Origin of the sequence: Bradyrhizobium sp. SK17 (assembly GCF_002831585.1) — a bacterium.
Lineage (GTDB): Bacteria > Pseudomonadota > Alphaproteobacteria > Rhizobiales > Xanthobacteraceae > Bradyrhizobium.
This window is the reverse complement of sequence record NZ_CP025113.1, coordinates 5,738,191-5,753,623: the sequence shown is the minus strand read 5'-3', so window position 1 is coordinate 5,753,623 and position 15,433 is coordinate 5,738,191. Positions and strand designations below refer to the sequence as shown.

Sequence of the window (15,433 nt, the reverse complement as noted above, 5' to 3'; positions counted from 1 at the left end):
CTAGCATGGCCCTTGGCTTTGGCGCGCGCTGCGCCTAAAACGCAGCTCAACTCATCCCCTTTAAAGTTTGATTGGTATTGCAATGGCTGACGCGCGGCGCGCACCTCTGAAGGACCAGACCGACATCACAGGCGCACGCGTGCTGATCGTCGAGGCCCGGTTTTACGACGACATCCAGGATGCGCTGCTGGAAGGCGCCCTGGCCGAGCTGAAGCTCGCCGGCGCGAGCCATGAGGTGATCACGGTGCCGGGCGCACTGGAGATCCCGGCCGCGATCGCGATTGCGATCGATGCGGCTGAAGCCAACGGCAAGCCCTATGACGCGGCAATCGCGCTCGGCTGCGTGGTGCGCGGCGACACCATTCATTTCGAGATCGTCTCGCAGGAGTCCTCGCGCGGATTGATGGATCTGGCCGTCAGCCGGAAATTCCCGCTCGGCAATGGCATCCTCACCGTCAACACCGAGGCGCAGGCCTGGGCGCGGGCGCGCGCCAGCGAGTTGAACAAAGGCGGCGACGCGGCGCGCGCGGCAATTGCGATGCTGCGGATCAAACGCCGCCTGGCAAAGGCCTGACCATGGCTGAGAGCAACAAACCCGGCAAAGCCCCGGAGAGAAAAGCCAACCGGCGCGGCGCGGCACGGCTCGCCGCCGTGCAGGCGCTCTACCAGATGGACATCGGCGGTGCCGGGATCAACGACATCTTCGCCGAGTTCGAGAGCCACTGGCTTGGCAACGAGGTCGAGGGCGACAAATATCTGCCGGCAGAAGCGGCGTTCTTCCGTGACGTGGTTTCCGGCGTGGTACGCGACCAGGCCAAGCTCGATCCCCTGATCGACGAGGCGCTGTCGAAGGGCTGGCCGCTGAAGCGGATCGACGCGATCCTGCGCGCGGTGCTGCGGGCAGGGTCCTACGAACTCGAGCATCGCAAGGACGTGCCCGGCCGGGTGGTCGTTTCCGAATATGTCGACGTCGCCCATGCCTTTGTCGAGAAGGACGAGACCGGCATGGTCAACGCCGTGCTCGACCAGATCGCACGCCAGTTCCGCGGCGACGAGTTTGTGCGGGGCTGAACCGCTTGTTCCGCCGTCATCACCCGCGAATGCGGGTGATCCAGTACGCCGCGGCGGTTATTTTCAACAACAGCTTCCGCGGCGTACTGGATCGCCCGGTCAAGCCGGGCGATGACAGCCGAGGGGTAGGCGCACAATATGGCAGAGCGTCACGATAATCCCTCCGGCGAAGACTCCCTGATCGCGCGCTATTTCAAGCCGCTTGCGACCGATCCGGGCGCGTTCGGTCTCGACGATGACGCCGCTGCGCTACAGGCGGCCGGCGAGGACATCGTGGTCACCACGGATGCCATCGTCGAGGGCGTGCATTTCCTCAGCGCTGATCCGCCCGGCACGCTGGCGCGCAAGGCGTTGCGGGTGAACCTCTCCGATATCGCCGCCAAGGGCGCCACGCCGGCCGGCTTCGTGCTGACGCTGGCACTGCGCAAGGTCGAGGAGACCTGGCTGAAGCCGTTCGCCGAAGCGCTCGGCGAGGACGCCGCTCATTACGGCTGCCCGCTGCTCGGCGGCGATACGGTCTCGACGCCGGGACCGCTGATGATCTCGATCACCGCGTTTGGCCAGGTGCCGCAGGGCAAGATGGTGCATCGTGCGGGCGCCAGGGCAGGGGACCTGGTGTTCGTCACCGGGACGATCGGCGATGCCGCGCTCGGCCTCGACGTGCTCCGGGGCGGCCCGGCCGCGCTGGCCTTGGCGGACGATGCGGCGGCGCGGGAGGTCCTGGCTAGCCGCTACCGCGTGCCGCAACCGCGCAATGCGCTGGCGCGTGCCGTACGCGACCACGCCAGCGCCGCGATGGATGTGTCAGACGGATTGGCCGGCGATCTCACCAAGCTGTGCGCGGCCTCGGGGGTGTCGGCCGACATCGAACTGTCACGTATCCCGCACTCGCCCGCGGCGACCGCGCTGCTGTCGCGCGGCGCGATCGGCGTCGAGGCATTGATTGCGGGCGGTGACGACTACGAGATCCTCTGCACGGTGGGCGAGGATCATGCCGCCGATTTCGTGCAGGCGGCGCAGGCTGCGGGCGTGGCGGTTGCCGAGATCGGCCGGATTGTTGCTGGTGATGCCAGCCTTCGTTTCCTCGACCGGCAGGGCAGGGAACTGGTGCTGAAGCGGCTGTCCTACAGTCATTTTTAGACGTCCTCCACCAGACGGCGCCGATTTTCTTCCAATAGCTGCCGATATCGGCGTTTTCGGCCACAGGTGGCGTTGCGCAGCGGTAACGATTTTGGCAAGGTCGCGCCCGATTTGAGGCAATCCGTTCTTGGGGAGGATTGACCTCGAAAAATAAGCGCCTGCCGCCCCCAGCGGCACAATGAAGGCGCGGGGGTTACATCAAGGATCTGAGGCAACATTCAATGACAGCATTATGGGTGATTGTGCTCTGCGGGGCGCTTTCAATCGTCTACGCGATCTGGGCGACGCAATCGGTTCTGAGTGCGGATGCGGGCAATGCGCGCATGCAGGAAATCGCAGGGGCCGTGGCCGAAGGCGCGCAGGCCTATCTGCGACGCCAGTACACCACGATCGGCATCGTCGGTATCGTGATCTTCGTGCTGCTGGCCTACTTCCTGGGGATGCTGGTCGCGGTCGGGTTCGCGATCGGTGCGATCCTGTCGGGCGCGGCCGGCTTCATCGGCATGAACGTCTCGGTACGGGCCAACGTCCGCACCGCGCAGGCGGCGACCACCTCGCTTGCCGGCGGCCTCGAGCTTGCCTTCAAGGCGGGCGCGATCACCGGCCTGCTGGTCGCGGGTCTCGCGCTGCTCGGCGTCACCATCTACTTCATGGTGCTGGTCAACTTCCTGGGCCTGCCGGCCGATAGCCGTACCGTGATCGACGCCATGGTGGCGCTCGGCTTCGGCGCCTCGCTGATCTCGATCTTTGCCCGTCTCGGCGGCGGCATCTTCACCAAGGGGGCGGATGTCGGCGGCGACCTCGTCGGCAAGGTCGAGGCTGGTATCCCTGAGGATGATCCGCGCAACCCGGCCACCATCGCCGACAATGTCGGCGACAATGTCGGCGACTGCGCGGGTATGGCGGCGGACCTGTTCGAAACCTATGCGGTGACCGCGGTGGCCACCATGGTGCTCGCCGCGATCTTCTTCGCCAAGACCCCGATCCTGGTGAACATGATGACACTGCCGCTCGCGATCGGCGGCATCTGCATCATCACCTCGATCATCGGCACCTTCTTCGTCAAGCTCGGCGCCAGCCAGTCGATCATGGGAGCCCTCTACAAGGGCCTGATCGCGACCGGCATCCTGTCGCTGATCGGCGTTGCCGCTGCCATCAACTGGCTGATCGGCTTCGGCAAGCTCGACGGCGTCGATTACACCGGCATGTCGCTGTTCTGGTGCGGCGTGGTTGGTCTGGCCGTCACCGGCCTGATCATCTGGATCACCGAATACTACACCGGCACCGACTACCGTCCGGTGAAGTCGATCGCGGCCGCGTCCGTCACCGGTCACGGCACCAACGTGATCCAGGGCCTCGCGGTCTCGATGGAAGCGACCGCGCTGCCCGCGATCGTGATCATCGCCGGTATCCTGGTCACCTACAGCCTGGCCGGCCTGTTCGGCATCGCGATCGCGACCGCCACCATGCTGGCGCTGGCTGGCATGATCGTCGCGCTCGACGCCTTCGGCCCGGTCACCGACAATGCCGGCGGCATCGCCGAGATGGCGGGGCTGCCCAAGGAGGTGCGCAAGTCGACCGACGCGCTCGACGCGGTTGGCAACACCACCAAGGCGGTGACCAAGGGTTACGCGATCGGCTCCGCCGGTCTCGGCGCGCTGGTGCTGTTTGCGGCCTATAATCAAGACCTCAAATTCTTCATCAGCGATTCCAACGCCCACACCTACTTCAAGGGCGTCAATCCGGACTTCTCGCTCAACAACCCCTACGTCGTGGTCGGCCTGCTGTTCGGCGGCCTGCTGCCGTATCTGTTCGGCGCGATGGGCATGACCGCGGTCGGCCGTGCCGCCGGTGCGATCGTCGAGGAAGTCCGACGTCAGTTCCGCGAAAAGCCCGGCATCATGCAGGGTACCGACAAGCCTGACTACGGCAAGGCGGTCGACCTGCTGACGCGGGCGGCGATCAAGGAGATGATCATCCCGTCGCTGCTGCCGGTGCTGTCGCCGATCGTGGTCTACTTCCTGATCTACTTCATCGCGGGCGGCGGTGCGGCCGGCAAGTCGGCGGCGTTCTCCGCCGTCGGCGCCATGCTGCTCGGCGTGATCGTCACCGGTCTCTTTGTGGCGATCTCGATGACCTCGGGCGGCGGCGCATGGGACAACGCCAAGAAGTACATCGAGGACGGCCATTACGGCGGCAAGGGCTCCGACGCCCACAAGTCCGCGGTGACCGGCGACACCGTCGGCGATCCCTACAAGGACACGGCCGGCCCGGCGGTGAACCCGATGATCAAGATCACCAACATCGTGGCGTTGCTGCTGCTGGCAATCCTGGCGCACTAAGCGCGCGACACCAATGAATGCAAAGCCCCGCGGTGAAAGCCGCGGGGTTTTTGTTGAAAGAACCAGAAGCGAACAACACGGAGATCAATCGATGTCGCTGTCATCCGCACGAAACTTCGCGCTTCGCGCCGCCAAGTCGCAGGATCAGAAGGAGGCCATCGAGCTGCTCTCGCAGGCGATCATGGAACTGGCGATGTCGATCGAAGCCACCGACGCCAAGGTCAAGAAGATCAACAAGTCCTCGTAGCCGTGACGGCGGCCGTCACTTGACCTCCATCTGCAAGCCTTCCTTCTCGATGATGGCGGCAAACTTCTTCGTCTCGACATCGACGAAATCGGAGAATTGCTGCGGCGTGCCGTAGTCGGCGCGCGCGCCCATGCCCGCGATGTTCTTCTTGACGTCGTCGCGCGCCAGCATCGCCTTGATCTGGCGGTTCAGCTCGTCGACGACGGGCGCCGGCGCGGTCTTGGGCAGGAACACGCCGAACCAGGACGCGACGTCGAACTTGGCAAGCTCCGGCGCGCCCTCGCGCATGACCGGCAGGTTCGGCGCGGACTCGCTGCGCTCGGTCGTGGTGACGCAGAGCCCGTTGAGCTTGCCGTCCAGCACCTGCGGCAGCGAGGGATAGAGATTGTCGAACAGGATCTGGATGTCGCCGGCAAGCGCGGCCTGCAACGCGGGGCCGGCGCCGCGGAACGGGACGTGCGTCATCTTCAGCCCGGTCAGTTGCAGGAACCAGGCGCCGGTGAGGTGAGGGCTCTGTCCGGTGCCGGACGAGCCGTAAGTCAGCTTGTCCGGGTTCTGCTTCAGATAGGCGATCAGTTCCGGGATCGACTTGATGCCGGTCGATGGATGCGCCGAGACGATGTTCGGGATCCGGATCATGTTGGAGACCGCCTGCAACTGGTCGGCCCTGTAGCTCAGGTTGCGGAAGATGCTGAAGGCGATCGCGTTGGGGCCGGGATTGCCGATCAGGATGGTGTGGCCGTCGCCCTTGCTGCGCGCGACCTCCGCGGTCCCGATGGTGCCGCCGGCGCCGGAGCGATTCTCCACCACCACCGACTGGCCCCAGAGCGGTTGCAGATGCGCCGCCAGTAGCCGCCCCATCACGTCGGTTGAGCCGCCGGCGGCGGCCGGCACGATGATCCGAACCGTCTCCGATGGTCGCCAGTCGCCGGCGCCGAGACTGGCGCGCGGCAGGATCGACGCGGCGGACAATGCGGCCGCGCCCGACAATATCGTACGACGGGAGATTCTCCTGGTTCTCACGCGCTTACCCCCTGCCCGGATTTCTTGTTTGCGCGAGCGTAGGGGAGTGCTTGCCCGTCGGGCAAGCGCGTCAACTTGGCGCAGGAGCTTGAGCATTATCCGTTGAGCATGATCTCGCCGGAAAACCGCTTCGCACTTTTCCGGATCAGGCTCTAGTTGAAGCTCAGCAGCTTGAAGAGCGGTGTCAGGTAGGACATTTCCTGGCCCGACGTCGGCGTGGTGCGGCTGACGAAGTCGAAGATCTTGCCGTCCTTCAGGCCGTAATTGGCAAGCCGGCGGACCTGGCGGTTCTTGTCGAAATAGACCGCGATCACGCGCTGGTCGACCACGCGCTGGTTCATGAAGGCAACCGGACGCGAGGTCCGCTGCGAGATGTAGTAGAACACCTCGCCATCCAGCGTTGCGACCGTCGAGGGCGTGCCGAGCACGATCAGCACCTGATCCTGGCTGGCGCCGATCGGAATCTGCTCGAGCGCGCCATCGGGCAGGATGTAGCCCTTCTGGAATTGCTCGCCGGTGCAGCCGCCGAGCGCGGCGGTGCAAACCAGGCCAACGACCGCGAAGGCGCGGAAGCGCGAAAGGAAGGTGCGCGCGGAAGCCACGCGAGACTGTCGTGGAAGAGTGTGGTTCATCGGCGGAACTGATCCGTCCCCTTGCATCGGCCGTGGCGTTGACGTACCGGGCAGCTCAATGGATTGCAATCATGCCGGGCTCCAACGGACGAACTCTCAACAGGCGTCCCTTGGGTGGCCGGCAGCCGGAACCCGTCATGCTTTGGCCGTTCAATCACTTCAGAAGACCCCGGGTGCCCGCGCGGAGCACCATTGAGACCATCTATGGCATGATCGTGACGCAGGCGCGAGAACCGTTATTTTACCGTGACTTGGGCGTTCCTGACACGGTTAACGGCCGTTTTGACCTGCTTCTGATGCATCTGTGGCTGGTGCTGCGGCGCCTCAAATCCGTCGAGGCCGGCGCGGACCTGTCGCAGGCCCTGTTCGACCATTTCTGCATCGACATGGACGACAACCTCCGGGAAATGGGCGTCGGCGACCTTACGGTGCCGAAGCGGATGCAGGCGTTCGGCGAGGCCTTTTACGGCCGCACCGCAGCCTACGATCTGGCGCTGACCGACGGCGACGAGGCCCTGGCCCAGTCGTTCTGCAAGAACATCCTCAATGGCCAGAACATCGACAAGGCCCGCGAACTGGTTGCCTATGCCAGGCAGGCCATGGCGGAGCTGGCGCGCGCCGACCTCGCGGCGCTGACCAAGGGCGCCTGGCGCTTTCCGGTCCCCCAGGTTGCGGGGACGGCGGCATGAGTGGCGGTGGCACGGGACGGCCCGAAACGCCGCGCGACCGCGATCCCTGGCGCGTGCTGATCAACGTCGCGCAAATCCCGGAGACCGGCCTGCATCGCGAGATCGTGGCCGACGAGACCGCGCGCAAGGCGATGGCCGAGGTCGCGGAGTTGCGCGAGGTGATCTCCGCCCATGCGGAGTTCGACCTGCAGCCGAAGCGCGACGGCAGCTACCACGTCACCGGCCAGGTGCAGGCCAGGATCGGTCAGACTTGCGTGGTGACGCTCGATCCGATCGAGAATGAGATCATCGAGCCGATCGACGTGGTGTTCGCGCCGCCGGAGCAGATTCCGGAGATGTCCGACCTGGTCGACGACGCCGAGGAAGGCGACGAGGAAACGCCCGATCCTCCGGAGCCGATCACGGGCGGCTTCATCGACATTGGCCGGCTCGCCACCGACGCGCTGTTTCTCGGCATCGACCCATATCCGCGCAAAGCGGATGCGGTGTTTGAACAGCAGGTTGAAGCGCCTGATCCGGAAAATCATCCGTTTGCCGCACTGAAGGCGCTGCAGCCGAAGCAGGATGGCAAGAAGCCCAAGAGCTAATCGAGCGGAGGCCAGAGTGGTCGCTGCGACATTTGCGGGGGATTGCTTGCCTGCAAGCCTGCGCGCGAGGTATCCTTCGTTACTTCAAAAAAGTGTCACAATGCATTGAAATGAAATGTATTTCTGGTGTATTTTGGCGTGCCGCTTGGCGGTTCGGCGAATTCTGTTGCGACTTTGGTCATGTGTTGGTCAAGAGGTTGTGTCGGACCGAAGACACGCTATTGTCGCGGCCCGGCCGGGACGCGAGTTGGTGTTTCGCCGCGCGCCGTTGACAGCGGTGACTTCAAGCTCGCTGCCTTGGACTGAAGGCTGTGGGAGAGCAGGTTTCCGGGACGTTCATGCCTCAAAAGGTTCGAATCGCGCTTGACGCCATGGGGGCGATGTCGGCGCTTCCGTCGTCATTCCCGGCGCCGCGATCTCGCTGAGTCGTCATCCCGGCAGCGAATTCCTGCTGGTCGGAGACCGCGCCCTGATCGAGCCAGAACTTGCCAAACATCCTGCGCTCCAGGCGGTGTCGAAGGTGATCCATACCGACGTCGCCGTGAAGAATGACGAGAAGCCGAGCCAGGCGCTGCGGCGGACCCGCAGGGCGTCGTCGATGTGGCTGGCGATCGATGCCGTGAAGCACGGCGAGGCCGACGTCGCGGTCTCCGCCGGCAATACCGGCGCGCTGATGGCGATGGGCGGGCTCAATCTGCGGACGTTGCCCGGCGTCGACCGCCCGGCGCTTGCCGCGGTATGGCCGACGCTGCGCGGCGATTCGGTGGTGCTCGATCTCGGAGCCTCGATCGGGGGTGACGCGCGCCATCTGGCGACGCTGGCCGTAATGGGCAGCGCCATGGCGAGCGTGCTGTTCAACCTCGAACGGCCGACCGTCGGCCTGCTCAACATCGGGTCCGAGGAGATCAAGGGCCATGGCGAGATCCGCGAGGCGGCCGAAATGCTGCGCGCGATGAACTCGAGCCAGTTCGACTATATCGGCTTCGTCGAGGGCGATGCGATCGGCAAGGGGCTCGCCGACGTGATCGTGTCGGAAGGTTTCAGCGGCAATATCGCGCTCAAGGCCGCCGAGGGAACCGCGCGCCAGATGTTCACGTTATTGCGCGAGGCCATGTCGTCGAGCTGGCTGGCGCGGATCGGTTATCTGTTTGCTCGCGGCGCGTTCCAGAAGCTGCGCGACAAGCTCGATCCCAACAAGTCGAATGGCGGCCTGCTGCTCGGCCTCAACGGCGTGGTGGTCAAGAGCCATGGCGGCATCAACGCGGAAGGCTTTGCCTATGCGGTGGATGTTGGCTATGAGATGGCCCACTACGATCTCCTCACCAAGATCAATCAGATGCTTAATCGCGACGGCGGCGCCCTGATACGGGCGCAGACCGTGCAGGAGGCTGTCTCGTGACTGCGATACGTTCGGTCGTACTCGGCTGCGGCTCATACTTGCCGGAGCGGGTTTTGACCAATGCCGAACTGGCTCAGCGAATCGACACGTCTGACGACTGGATCGTGCAGCGTACCGGCATCAGCGAGCGTCACATCGCGGCCGATGACGAATTCACCTCGCATCTTGCGATCAAGGCGGCGCAGGCCGCGCTCGCCGATGCCGGGATCGACGCCCAGTCGATCGACCTGATCGTGCTGGCGACCTCGACGCCGGACAATACCTTTCCCGCTACCGCGGTCGCGGTCCAGCACGGGCTCGGCATCAACCATGGCGTCGCGTTTGATTTGCAGGCGGTGTGCTCCGGCTTTGTCTTCGCGCTGACGACAGCCGACAATTTCCTGCGCGCCGGCGCCCACAAACGGGCGCTGGTGATCGGCGCCGAAACCTTCTCGCGCATCCTCGACTGGAACGACCGCGGCACTTGCGTCTTGTTCGGCGATGGCGCCGGCGCCGTCGTGCTGGAGGCGCAGCAGCATTCCGGCACCACCGACGATCCGGGCGTGCTGACGACGCATCTGCGCTCGGACGGGCGCCACAAGTCGAAACTGTTCGTCGATGGCGGTCCCGGTTCGACCAAGACGGTCGGCTATCTCCGGATGGAGGGCCGCGAGGTGTTCAAGCACGCCGTCGGCATGATCACCGACGTGATCGTCGATGCGTTCAACGCCACCGGCTTCACCGCCGAGGACATCAACTGGTTCATTCCGCACCAGGCCAACAAGCGAATCATCGATGCATCGGCGCACAAGCTGCATATTGCGCCGCAGAAGGTGGTGCTGACGGTCGACAAGCACGGCAACACCTCGGCGGCCTCGATCCCGCTGGCGCTGTCGGTCGCCGTGAGGGACGGGCGAGTCAAGAAGGGCGATCTGGTGCTGTTCGAGGCGATGGGCGGCGGCTTCACCTGGGGTTCGGCGCTCGTGCGCTGGTAGCGCGGCGGCAAAGAGTATCGACAGGTTGCCGGCATCTTTCCTCCGCCAGGGTGCTGGTCGCTGTTGACCATTGCGCGCTAAGCTTTTAATTTCAGTCAAGAAATTGTTCGCCGAGAGTGCGGGGCAGGCGATGACCACAGGAACCGGAAAAACAGTTACGCGCGTCGATTTGTGTGAGGCGGTCTACCAAAAGGTCGGCCTGTCGCGCACGGAATCGTCGGCGTTTGTCGAGTTGGTGCTGAAGGAGATCACCGATTGCCTGGAAAAGGGCGAGACGGTGAAGCTGTCCTCGTTCGGCTCCTTCATGGTGCGGAAGAAGGGCCAGCGTATCGGGCGTAATCCAAAGACCGGCACCGAGGTGCCGATCTCGCCGCGGCGTGTGATGGTGTTCAAGCCGTCGGCGATCCTGAAGCAGCGGATCAATGGCCATGCCGTCACCAATGGCGACGGCAGCAAGGCCGATTAACAGGCTTTCAAGCCTAGAGGAGCGGGCATTTGGACAAGGCGCCGGATGCGTTCCGTACCATCAGCGAGGTCGCTGACGAGCTCGATATCCCTCAGCATGTGCTGAGGTTCTGGGAGACCCGCTTCGCGCAGATCAAGCCGATGAAGCGCAGCGGCGGCCGCCGCTATTATCGCCCCGACGACGTCGACCTGCTCAAGGGCATCCGCCGGCTGCTGTACGGCGAGGGCTACACCATCCGCGGCGTGCAGCGGATCCTGAAAGAACATGGCATCAAGTCGGTGCAGGGCATCGCCGACCAGACCGCCGCCGTGTCGTTCGGCGCGGTCGAGGAGGCGGTCGGCAACAGCATGGCCGAGCCGGACGACCTCGAGAGCAGCGATGGCCTCGATTTCGACGGCGAGGAGGGCGACGGCGACGAGAAGGGTATCGACTACCGATTCGTTGATCCCGACGAGGATCCGATCCTCTCGACCTACAAGGCGCACGCCCATCCAGGCAAGGCGACCGCCGCGGCGCCACCGCCACGCCCCGCTGTGCCGTCAGCCGATCGTGAGCGGCTCGAGCGCGTGTTGCAGGAGCTGGTCGCCTGCCGGCAGCTGATCGACGCGGCGATGAAGGACGGCTGATCCGGGAACGGGCCAGGCACACCTCCGCGCGCACCAGGGTCGGTCAGAACCACCATAATGATTGAGGAAAAATGGTCGGAGCGAGAGGATTTGAACCTCCGACCCCTAGTCTCCCAGACTAGTGCGCTAACCGGGCTGCGCCACGCTCCGATGCCGTTCCATTAGCTGCGATCCCGCCTTCGCGCAAGGCAAAGCAGGCCCTCAAACGCCGCAATCGGGTGCTTTGGCCGTGGGAACAATCCGGTTTGCCTGCTCGCCAAAACTGGATATCGTCAGGCTGCGATAACTGAGCCGACCGTAAGTCGCATAGTTCGGATCCTCGCCCTTTCCGTCAGTCGCCAAACAACGACATGTTTTGCAGGAAGGGCGTAATCCATGCACCAGCTCATATTTCGTATCGCGATCGTTCCAGGTTTGATCATTCCGGGTCTGGCCGTTTCCCTCGCAACATCGGCGCAGGCACAGACGGTCTCGACCTCCGTCTCGGTGACGGGCAACGTCAACAGCCCGACTGTTCTGAATTCGTCCGGCCTGCAAGCGCTGCCGCAGGCGACGCAAACCGACAGCTATACGGCCGCAGGAAAGCCGGTCACCGATACCTTCACCGGCCCGACATTGTGGAACGTCCTGCAGAGCGCGGGCGGAATCAAGACCAATCCGGCCGTCAAGAACGACGTGCTGAACAACTACATCATCGCAACCGGGACCGACGGCTACAAGGCCGTGATCTCGGCCGGCGAGATCGCACCGAATTTTGGCAACAAGGCGGATCTGGTCGCCATCCAGGACACCTCAGGTGGGCTTCCCGGTTCCAACGGCCTCGCGCGGGTGACGGCTCCGGGCGACAATGCGGGCGGCCGCTATGTCAGCAATCTGACCAACCTGACCGTCGCGAGCGCGATCCGACAGTCCTCGACCGGCGGCGGCCTCACCAGCAGCTTCAAGGTGGACGGCGCCGTGAACACCAGCATGACGTTCAACCTGGCCGCGCTGCAGGCGTTGCCGGCCTATACCGAGACCGTCACCTACAAGAGCGGATCGACCTCGGTGACCGACACCTATACCGGCGCGCTGCTGTGGAACGTGCTTGGGCTGGCCGGCATCCAGCTCGACTCCTCGATCAAGAACGACATTCTTCGCAAGGTGATCACGGTCACCGGTTCGGACGGCTATCAGGTGGCATTCTCGGCGGGCGAACTCAGCCCGATGTTCGGCAATGAGCCGATCCTGGTCGCCTATGCCGATACGGACGGACAACTTGGCGCCGGCGGAGCCGACGGTTTCGCGCGGCTCGTGGTGCCGGGCGACATCGCGGGCGGCCGCTATGTGTCCAACATCGCCGATCTCTATGTGTTCGACGGGGTCTCGGCCGTGCCCGAGCCGTCGACCTGGGCGATGCTGCTGCTTGGCTTCGCCGGAGTAGGCTTCGTGGCCTTCCGACGCAAGCCGCAGGCCCCCCCCGCGATGGTCCGTGGATAGACACCGCGTTCCGCGCTTGCGGGATATCGCAAGCCGGGAATCAATGATCCTCCGGCACGTGCGGCCGGAGGAGCCGATCCTCTCGTTTCGACCCGGCGCAGCCGTCGGTTCAGGCCTCGATGTCCATCGCCACGATCAGACATGCCTTTTCGAGGCGGTTGGTGAGCATCGACAACTTGGCCGTGAATTCGGCGAGCTCGGGCTCGCTGAACTCCTCGAACACGGTCTTCTTGAACGCCTTGTGCTGCTCGGCGAGGCCCGCCAGATGCTTCCGCGTCTTGTCGGTCAGCGACAGCCGGACCACGCGCGCGTCGGCCGGGGAGGGCGCGCGACGCAGCAGTTCCTTCTGCTCGAGCAGCTTCGACTGTGTGGTCACGAAAGACGGATCGACATGCAATAGCTTCGACACCACGTTGATCGGCACGCCGTCATCCTTGTCGAGATCCGAGATCGCGATCAGGATCATCCATTGCGGACCGCTGACGCCAAGCGCCTTGCCCCATAACTGACGAACGCGTTCGAGATGTGAGTTGATGGACGAAATCTCGAGGGTGAAGCGCTTGATGATGTCGAGATGTTCGATGGCGCGCTGGCGCGTCGTATCCTTCCTTGTCACTGACACAGCTTTCCTCTTCCCTAGGTGCCGACTCAGCTTTGCGCTGATTTATTCTTCTTGAGTCCCGCTTGGCGGGCGATTTCTCTCGTATGAAGCTCACGAACGCAAGTGAACGTAAAGTAATTATGATACCCATGTGACGATTAGACTAATTGGGGTGTGACAAACTTTCTCAATCGGTCGAGGCGCTTACGGGGGCGTTGCTGGCGGGCCACAGTGTGGCCGCATTCGCATTCCTGACTTTATAAACTATTTTGATTGGCGAACTCGCCCATGCATATTGAACCCGGCGGTAGGGGAATCTCGATCGTCCCGTTGCGGTGATCGTTCAAGTCCGTCGCACCCTCACATTGAGGGGGCGGGGTTTGGGGAAAGCGGTCTTGGACAATGCGGGAGGATCACGGGGCGTTCGCGGCCCGGACTCTCCGCATATGAGCAACTTGGAGGTTTAATATGAATTCGGTGAAGAGCCTTATCCTGGGCTCGGCGGCTGCGCTGGTCGCGGTCGGCGGAGCGCAGGCGGCCGATCTTCCTGTCAAGGCCAAAGCGGTCGAGTATGTGAAGGTCTGCTCCCTTTATGGTCCGGGCTTCTACTATATCCCGGGTACCGACACCTGTATCAAGCTGGGCGGCTATCTGCGCGCTGACGTTGTCGTCAACGGCAACAGCGTGTACGGCCCGAACGTCAACGGCGCGAGCGGTGCAAACAACCGCTTCACCAACGGCTACACCTGGCGTTCGCGTGAAGACCTGAACATCGATACGCGCACCGCGACCGAGTACGGCGTGGTCCGCACCTATTTCGATGCGGTGTTCACCTGGACGTCGGACAGCTACGCGGCAAACGGCGCCGGCGGAACCGTCTACTCGGCGCTCGGCTCGGGTACGGCCGCTGTCAGCGCGCCGAACAACGCCAACGCTGGTGCGGTTGCGGCTGGTGCGGTCGGCGTCTATTACGCCTTCATCCAGTTCGCCGGCTTCACCATCGGTAAGGCGGTGTCGCAGTTCGCTGCTCCCTGGAACGGTTATCCGGGCAACAACTACGACGCGCTCGTCGGTGGCGTGAGCACCACCAACGGCATCAACCAGTTCACCTACACTGCGCAGTTCGGCAACGGCGTGTCGCTTGCCCTGTCGGCGCAGGACCAGACTGCCTACATGCAGGCTGGCGTGAACAACCTGGGAGCGGGTGGCGCTTACGGCTCCAGCGACTATGCTGGCACGATCGCGCCGGACTTCGTCGCTGCTCTCAAGGTCGACCAGGCTTGGGGTATCTTCCAGGCGTCGATCGCCGCGCATGACAACCACGCGGCCTACTACGGCGGCACCGAAGTCACCGGTCACCCGGATGACAAGTGGGGCTGGGCTGGTGCACTGGCCCTGTCGATCAAGAACATCCCGACCGGACCTGGCGACACCATCAACATCCAGGGCGTCTATACGGACGGTGCGACCCGTTACAACATCCAGGAACTGGCCAGCGCCTTCAGCTCGGTTGCGATCTATGGCGGTTCGAGCCTCCCGGGTGCTTACGGCAGCGTCGGCTTCGGCACGGCACCGGATACGGTGTTCGGCCCCGGTGGCCAGCAGCAGAGCATCAAGACCTGGGGCTTCCGCGGCGCGTACACCCACAACTGGGATCCCTACTGGAACACCAGCTTGTACGGTGCTTACGCTGCGGTCATGTACAACGACACGGCTAAGTCGCTCATCTGCGGCGTTGGCGGCGTCGGTGGCACGTTCCGCACTGCCTTCGGTGGCGGCGCTGGCGTGACCAACTGCAACCCCGACTACAACATCGGGCAGATCGGCCTGATCACCCGTTGGACCCCGGTCAAGAACCTGACCTTCTCGGCCGACGTGACCTACGTCCATCTCGATCAGAAGTATGCTGGCACGATCACCACGTCGTCCGGTTCGATCGGCAAGCCGAGCGCAACCTACGAGCTGAAGGATCAGGACACTGTCCAGATGCTCTTCCGCGCTCAGCGCAACTGGTAATACCCGGTTGATCTGATCACGATCCAATAGAACCCCGGCAGGCGACTGCCGGGGTTTTTCTTTGCGACGGATCGATCGCGGAAGAAGGCGGTGCCTTTGCGCGAGCTGAATTCGCGTAAAGAAGGCATTAACCAGAATTCG

Annotated in this window: 14 protein-coding genes, 1 tRNA gene and 2 pseudogenes; 13 read left to right on the top strand and 4 right to left on the bottom strand. The window is 63.7% G+C overall.

The genetic code is table 11. From position 1 onward, the window contains the following. The first annotated feature begins 82 nt into the window (after positions 1-82). The 5 genes from ribH (at position 83) to CWS35_RS39655 (ending at position 4,800) form a co-directional block, all read left to right on the top strand. Positions 83-574 (top strand): 6,7-dimethyl-8-ribityllumazine synthase, encoded by a 492-nt coding sequence (gene ribH, locus CWS35_RS26620; RefSeq protein ID WP_024583378.1) that lies wholly within the window; start codon positions 83-85, stop codon positions 572-574. A gap of 2 nt (positions 575-576) precedes the next feature. Beyond that, complete coding sequence (gene nusB, locus CWS35_RS26615; RefSeq protein ID WP_024583379.1) at positions 577-1,071, top strand: transcription antitermination factor NusB; 495 nt, start codon at positions 577-579, stop codon at positions 1,069-1,071. 138 nt (positions 1,072-1,209) lie between these two features. Beyond that, a complete protein-coding gene (gene thiL, locus CWS35_RS26610; RefSeq protein ID WP_024583380.1) occupies positions 1,210-2,211 on the top strand; it encodes a thiamine-phosphate kinase in 1,002 nt (333 codons plus the stop codon). 221 nt (positions 2,212-2,432) lie between these two features. After that, positions 2,433-4,553, top strand: coding sequence for a sodium-translocating pyrophosphatase (locus CWS35_RS26605; protein WP_024583381.1), 2,121 nt, complete (start codon positions 2,433-2,435; stop codon positions 4,551-4,553). A 91-nt stretch (positions 4,554-4,644) separates the two neighbouring features. Next, entirely contained in the window at positions 4,645-4,800 is a 156-nt protein-coding gene (locus CWS35_RS39655; RefSeq protein WP_168200203.1) for a hypothetical protein, read from the top strand. Between the two features lie 15 nt (positions 4,801-4,815). On the opposite strand, the gene CWS35_RS26600 is transcribed toward CWS35_RS39655, so the two are convergent. Together CWS35_RS26600 and CWS35_RS26595 are read right to left on the bottom strand one after the other, a co-directional pair. Next, positions 4,816-5,823, bottom strand: a complete 1,008-nt coding sequence (locus CWS35_RS26600; RefSeq protein WP_100954695.1) for a tripartite tricarboxylate transporter substrate binding protein — start codon at positions 5,821-5,823, stop codon at positions 4,816-4,818. A gap of 152 nt (positions 5,824-5,975) precedes the next feature. Then, the gene (locus tag CWS35_RS26595) at positions 5,976-6,482 is read right to left on the bottom strand and encodes an outer membrane protein assembly factor BamE (protein ID WP_100954693.1); all 507 of its coding nucleotides are present in this window, start codon (positions 6,480-6,482) and stop codon (positions 5,976-5,978) included. Positions 6,483-6,592: 110 nt separating this feature from the next. Here CWS35_RS26595 and CWS35_RS26590 point away from each other — a divergent pair, with 110 nt between their 5' ends. From CWS35_RS26590 to CWS35_RS26565, 6 genes and pseudogenes are all read left to right on the top strand, one after another. Continuing rightward, a complete protein-coding gene (locus CWS35_RS26590; protein ID WP_100954691.1) occupies positions 6,593-7,144 on the top strand; it encodes a ubiquinol-cytochrome C chaperone family protein in 552 nt (183 codons plus the stop codon). Next, positions 7,141-7,731, top strand: a complete 591-nt coding sequence (locus CWS35_RS26585) for a DUF177 domain-containing protein (RefSeq protein WP_100954689.1) — start codon at positions 7,141-7,143, stop codon at positions 7,729-7,731. Before CWS35_RS26590 ends, CWS35_RS26585 begins: the two co-directional genes overlap by 4 nt. A 338-nt stretch (positions 7,732-8,069) precedes the next feature. After that, a pseudogene (plsX, locus tag CWS35_RS26580) lies at positions 8,070-9,130 on the top strand (phosphate acyltransferase PlsX). Next, positions 9,127-10,104 carry a beta-ketoacyl-ACP synthase III gene (locus CWS35_RS26575; protein WP_100954687.1) on the top strand — a complete coding sequence of 326 codons (978 nt, stop codon included), beginning with the start codon at positions 9,127-9,129 and terminating at the stop codon, positions 10,102-10,104. The pseudogene plsX and the gene CWS35_RS26575 overlap by 4 nt, the downstream one beginning before the upstream one ends. A gap of 130 nt (positions 10,105-10,234) precedes the next feature. Beyond that, positions 10,235-10,570: an integration host factor subunit alpha gene (locus CWS35_RS26570; protein ID WP_021079083.1), complete on the top strand. Its 336-nt coding sequence runs from the start codon at positions 10,235-10,237 to the stop codon at positions 10,568-10,570. Positions 10,571-10,599: 29 nt separating this feature from the next. Continuing rightward, entirely contained in the window at positions 10,600-11,196 is a 597-nt protein-coding gene (locus tag CWS35_RS26565; protein WP_100954685.1) for a MerR family transcriptional regulator, read from the top strand. Positions 11,197-11,268: 72 nt separating this feature from the next. Here the strand turns inward: CWS35_RS26565 and CWS35_RS26560 are convergent. Further along, positions 11,269-11,346, bottom strand: a tRNA-Pro gene (locus CWS35_RS26560). 1,218 nt (positions 11,347-12,564) lie between these two features. Here CWS35_RS26560 and CWS35_RS40710 point away from each other — a divergent pair. Continuing rightward, a pseudogene (locus tag CWS35_RS40710) lies at positions 12,565-12,675 on the top strand (PEPxxWA-CTERM sorting domain-containing protein); the annotation flags it as partial. A gap of 109 nt (positions 12,676-12,784) precedes the next feature. Here the strand turns inward: CWS35_RS40710 and CWS35_RS26550 are convergent. After that, positions 12,785-13,297 carry a MarR family winged helix-turn-helix transcriptional regulator gene (locus tag CWS35_RS26550; RefSeq protein WP_024583391.1) on the bottom strand — a complete coding sequence of 171 codons (513 nt, stop codon included), beginning with the start codon at positions 13,295-13,297 and terminating at the stop codon, positions 12,785-12,787. A gap of 447 nt (positions 13,298-13,744) precedes the next feature. Between CWS35_RS26550 and CWS35_RS26545 the strand changes: the two genes are divergently transcribed. Next, positions 13,745-15,292: a porin gene (locus CWS35_RS26545; protein ID WP_024583392.1), complete on the top strand. Its 1,548-nt coding sequence runs from the start codon at positions 13,745-13,747 to the stop codon at positions 15,290-15,292. Positions 15,293-15,433: the final 141 nt, after the last annotated feature.

What these genes read in the sequence shown, in the direction of transcription:
- ribH (WP_024583378.1), top strand. Translation starts at nt 83, where the DNA reads ATGGCTGACGCGCGGCGCGCACCTCTGAAGGACCAGACCGACATCACA.
- nusB (WP_024583379.1), top strand. Translation starts at nt 577, where the DNA reads ATGGCTGAGAGCAACAAACCCGGCAAAGCCCCGGAGAGAAAAGCCAAC.
- thiL (WP_024583380.1), top strand. Translation starts at nt 1,210, where the DNA reads ATGGCAGAGCGTCACGATAATCCCTCCGGCGAAGACTCCCTGATCGCG.
- CWS35_RS26605 (WP_024583381.1), top strand. Translation starts at nt 2,433, where the DNA reads ATGACAGCATTATGGGTGATTGTGCTCTGCGGGGCGCTTTCAATCGTC.
- CWS35_RS39655 (WP_168200203.1), top strand. Translation starts at nt 4,645, where the DNA reads ATGTCGCTGTCATCCGCACGAAACTTCGCGCTTCGCGCCGCCAAGTCG.
- CWS35_RS26595 (WP_100954693.1), bottom strand. Translation starts at nt 6,482, where the DNA reads ATGCAAGGGGACGGATCAGTTCCGCCGATGAACCACACTCTTCCACGA.
- CWS35_RS26590 (WP_100954691.1), top strand. Translation starts at nt 6,593, where the DNA reads ATGCTTTGGCCGTTCAATCACTTCAGAAGACCCCGGGTGCCCGCGCGG.
- CWS35_RS26585 (WP_100954689.1), top strand. Translation starts at nt 7,141, where the DNA reads ATGAGTGGCGGTGGCACGGGACGGCCCGAAACGCCGCGCGACCGCGAT.
- CWS35_RS26570 (WP_021079083.1), top strand. Translation starts at nt 10,235, where the DNA reads ATGACCACAGGAACCGGAAAAACAGTTACGCGCGTCGATTTGTGTGAG.
- CWS35_RS26545 (WP_024583392.1), top strand. Translation starts at nt 13,745, where the DNA reads ATGAATTCGGTGAAGAGCCTTATCCTGGGCTCGGCGGCTGCGCTGGTC.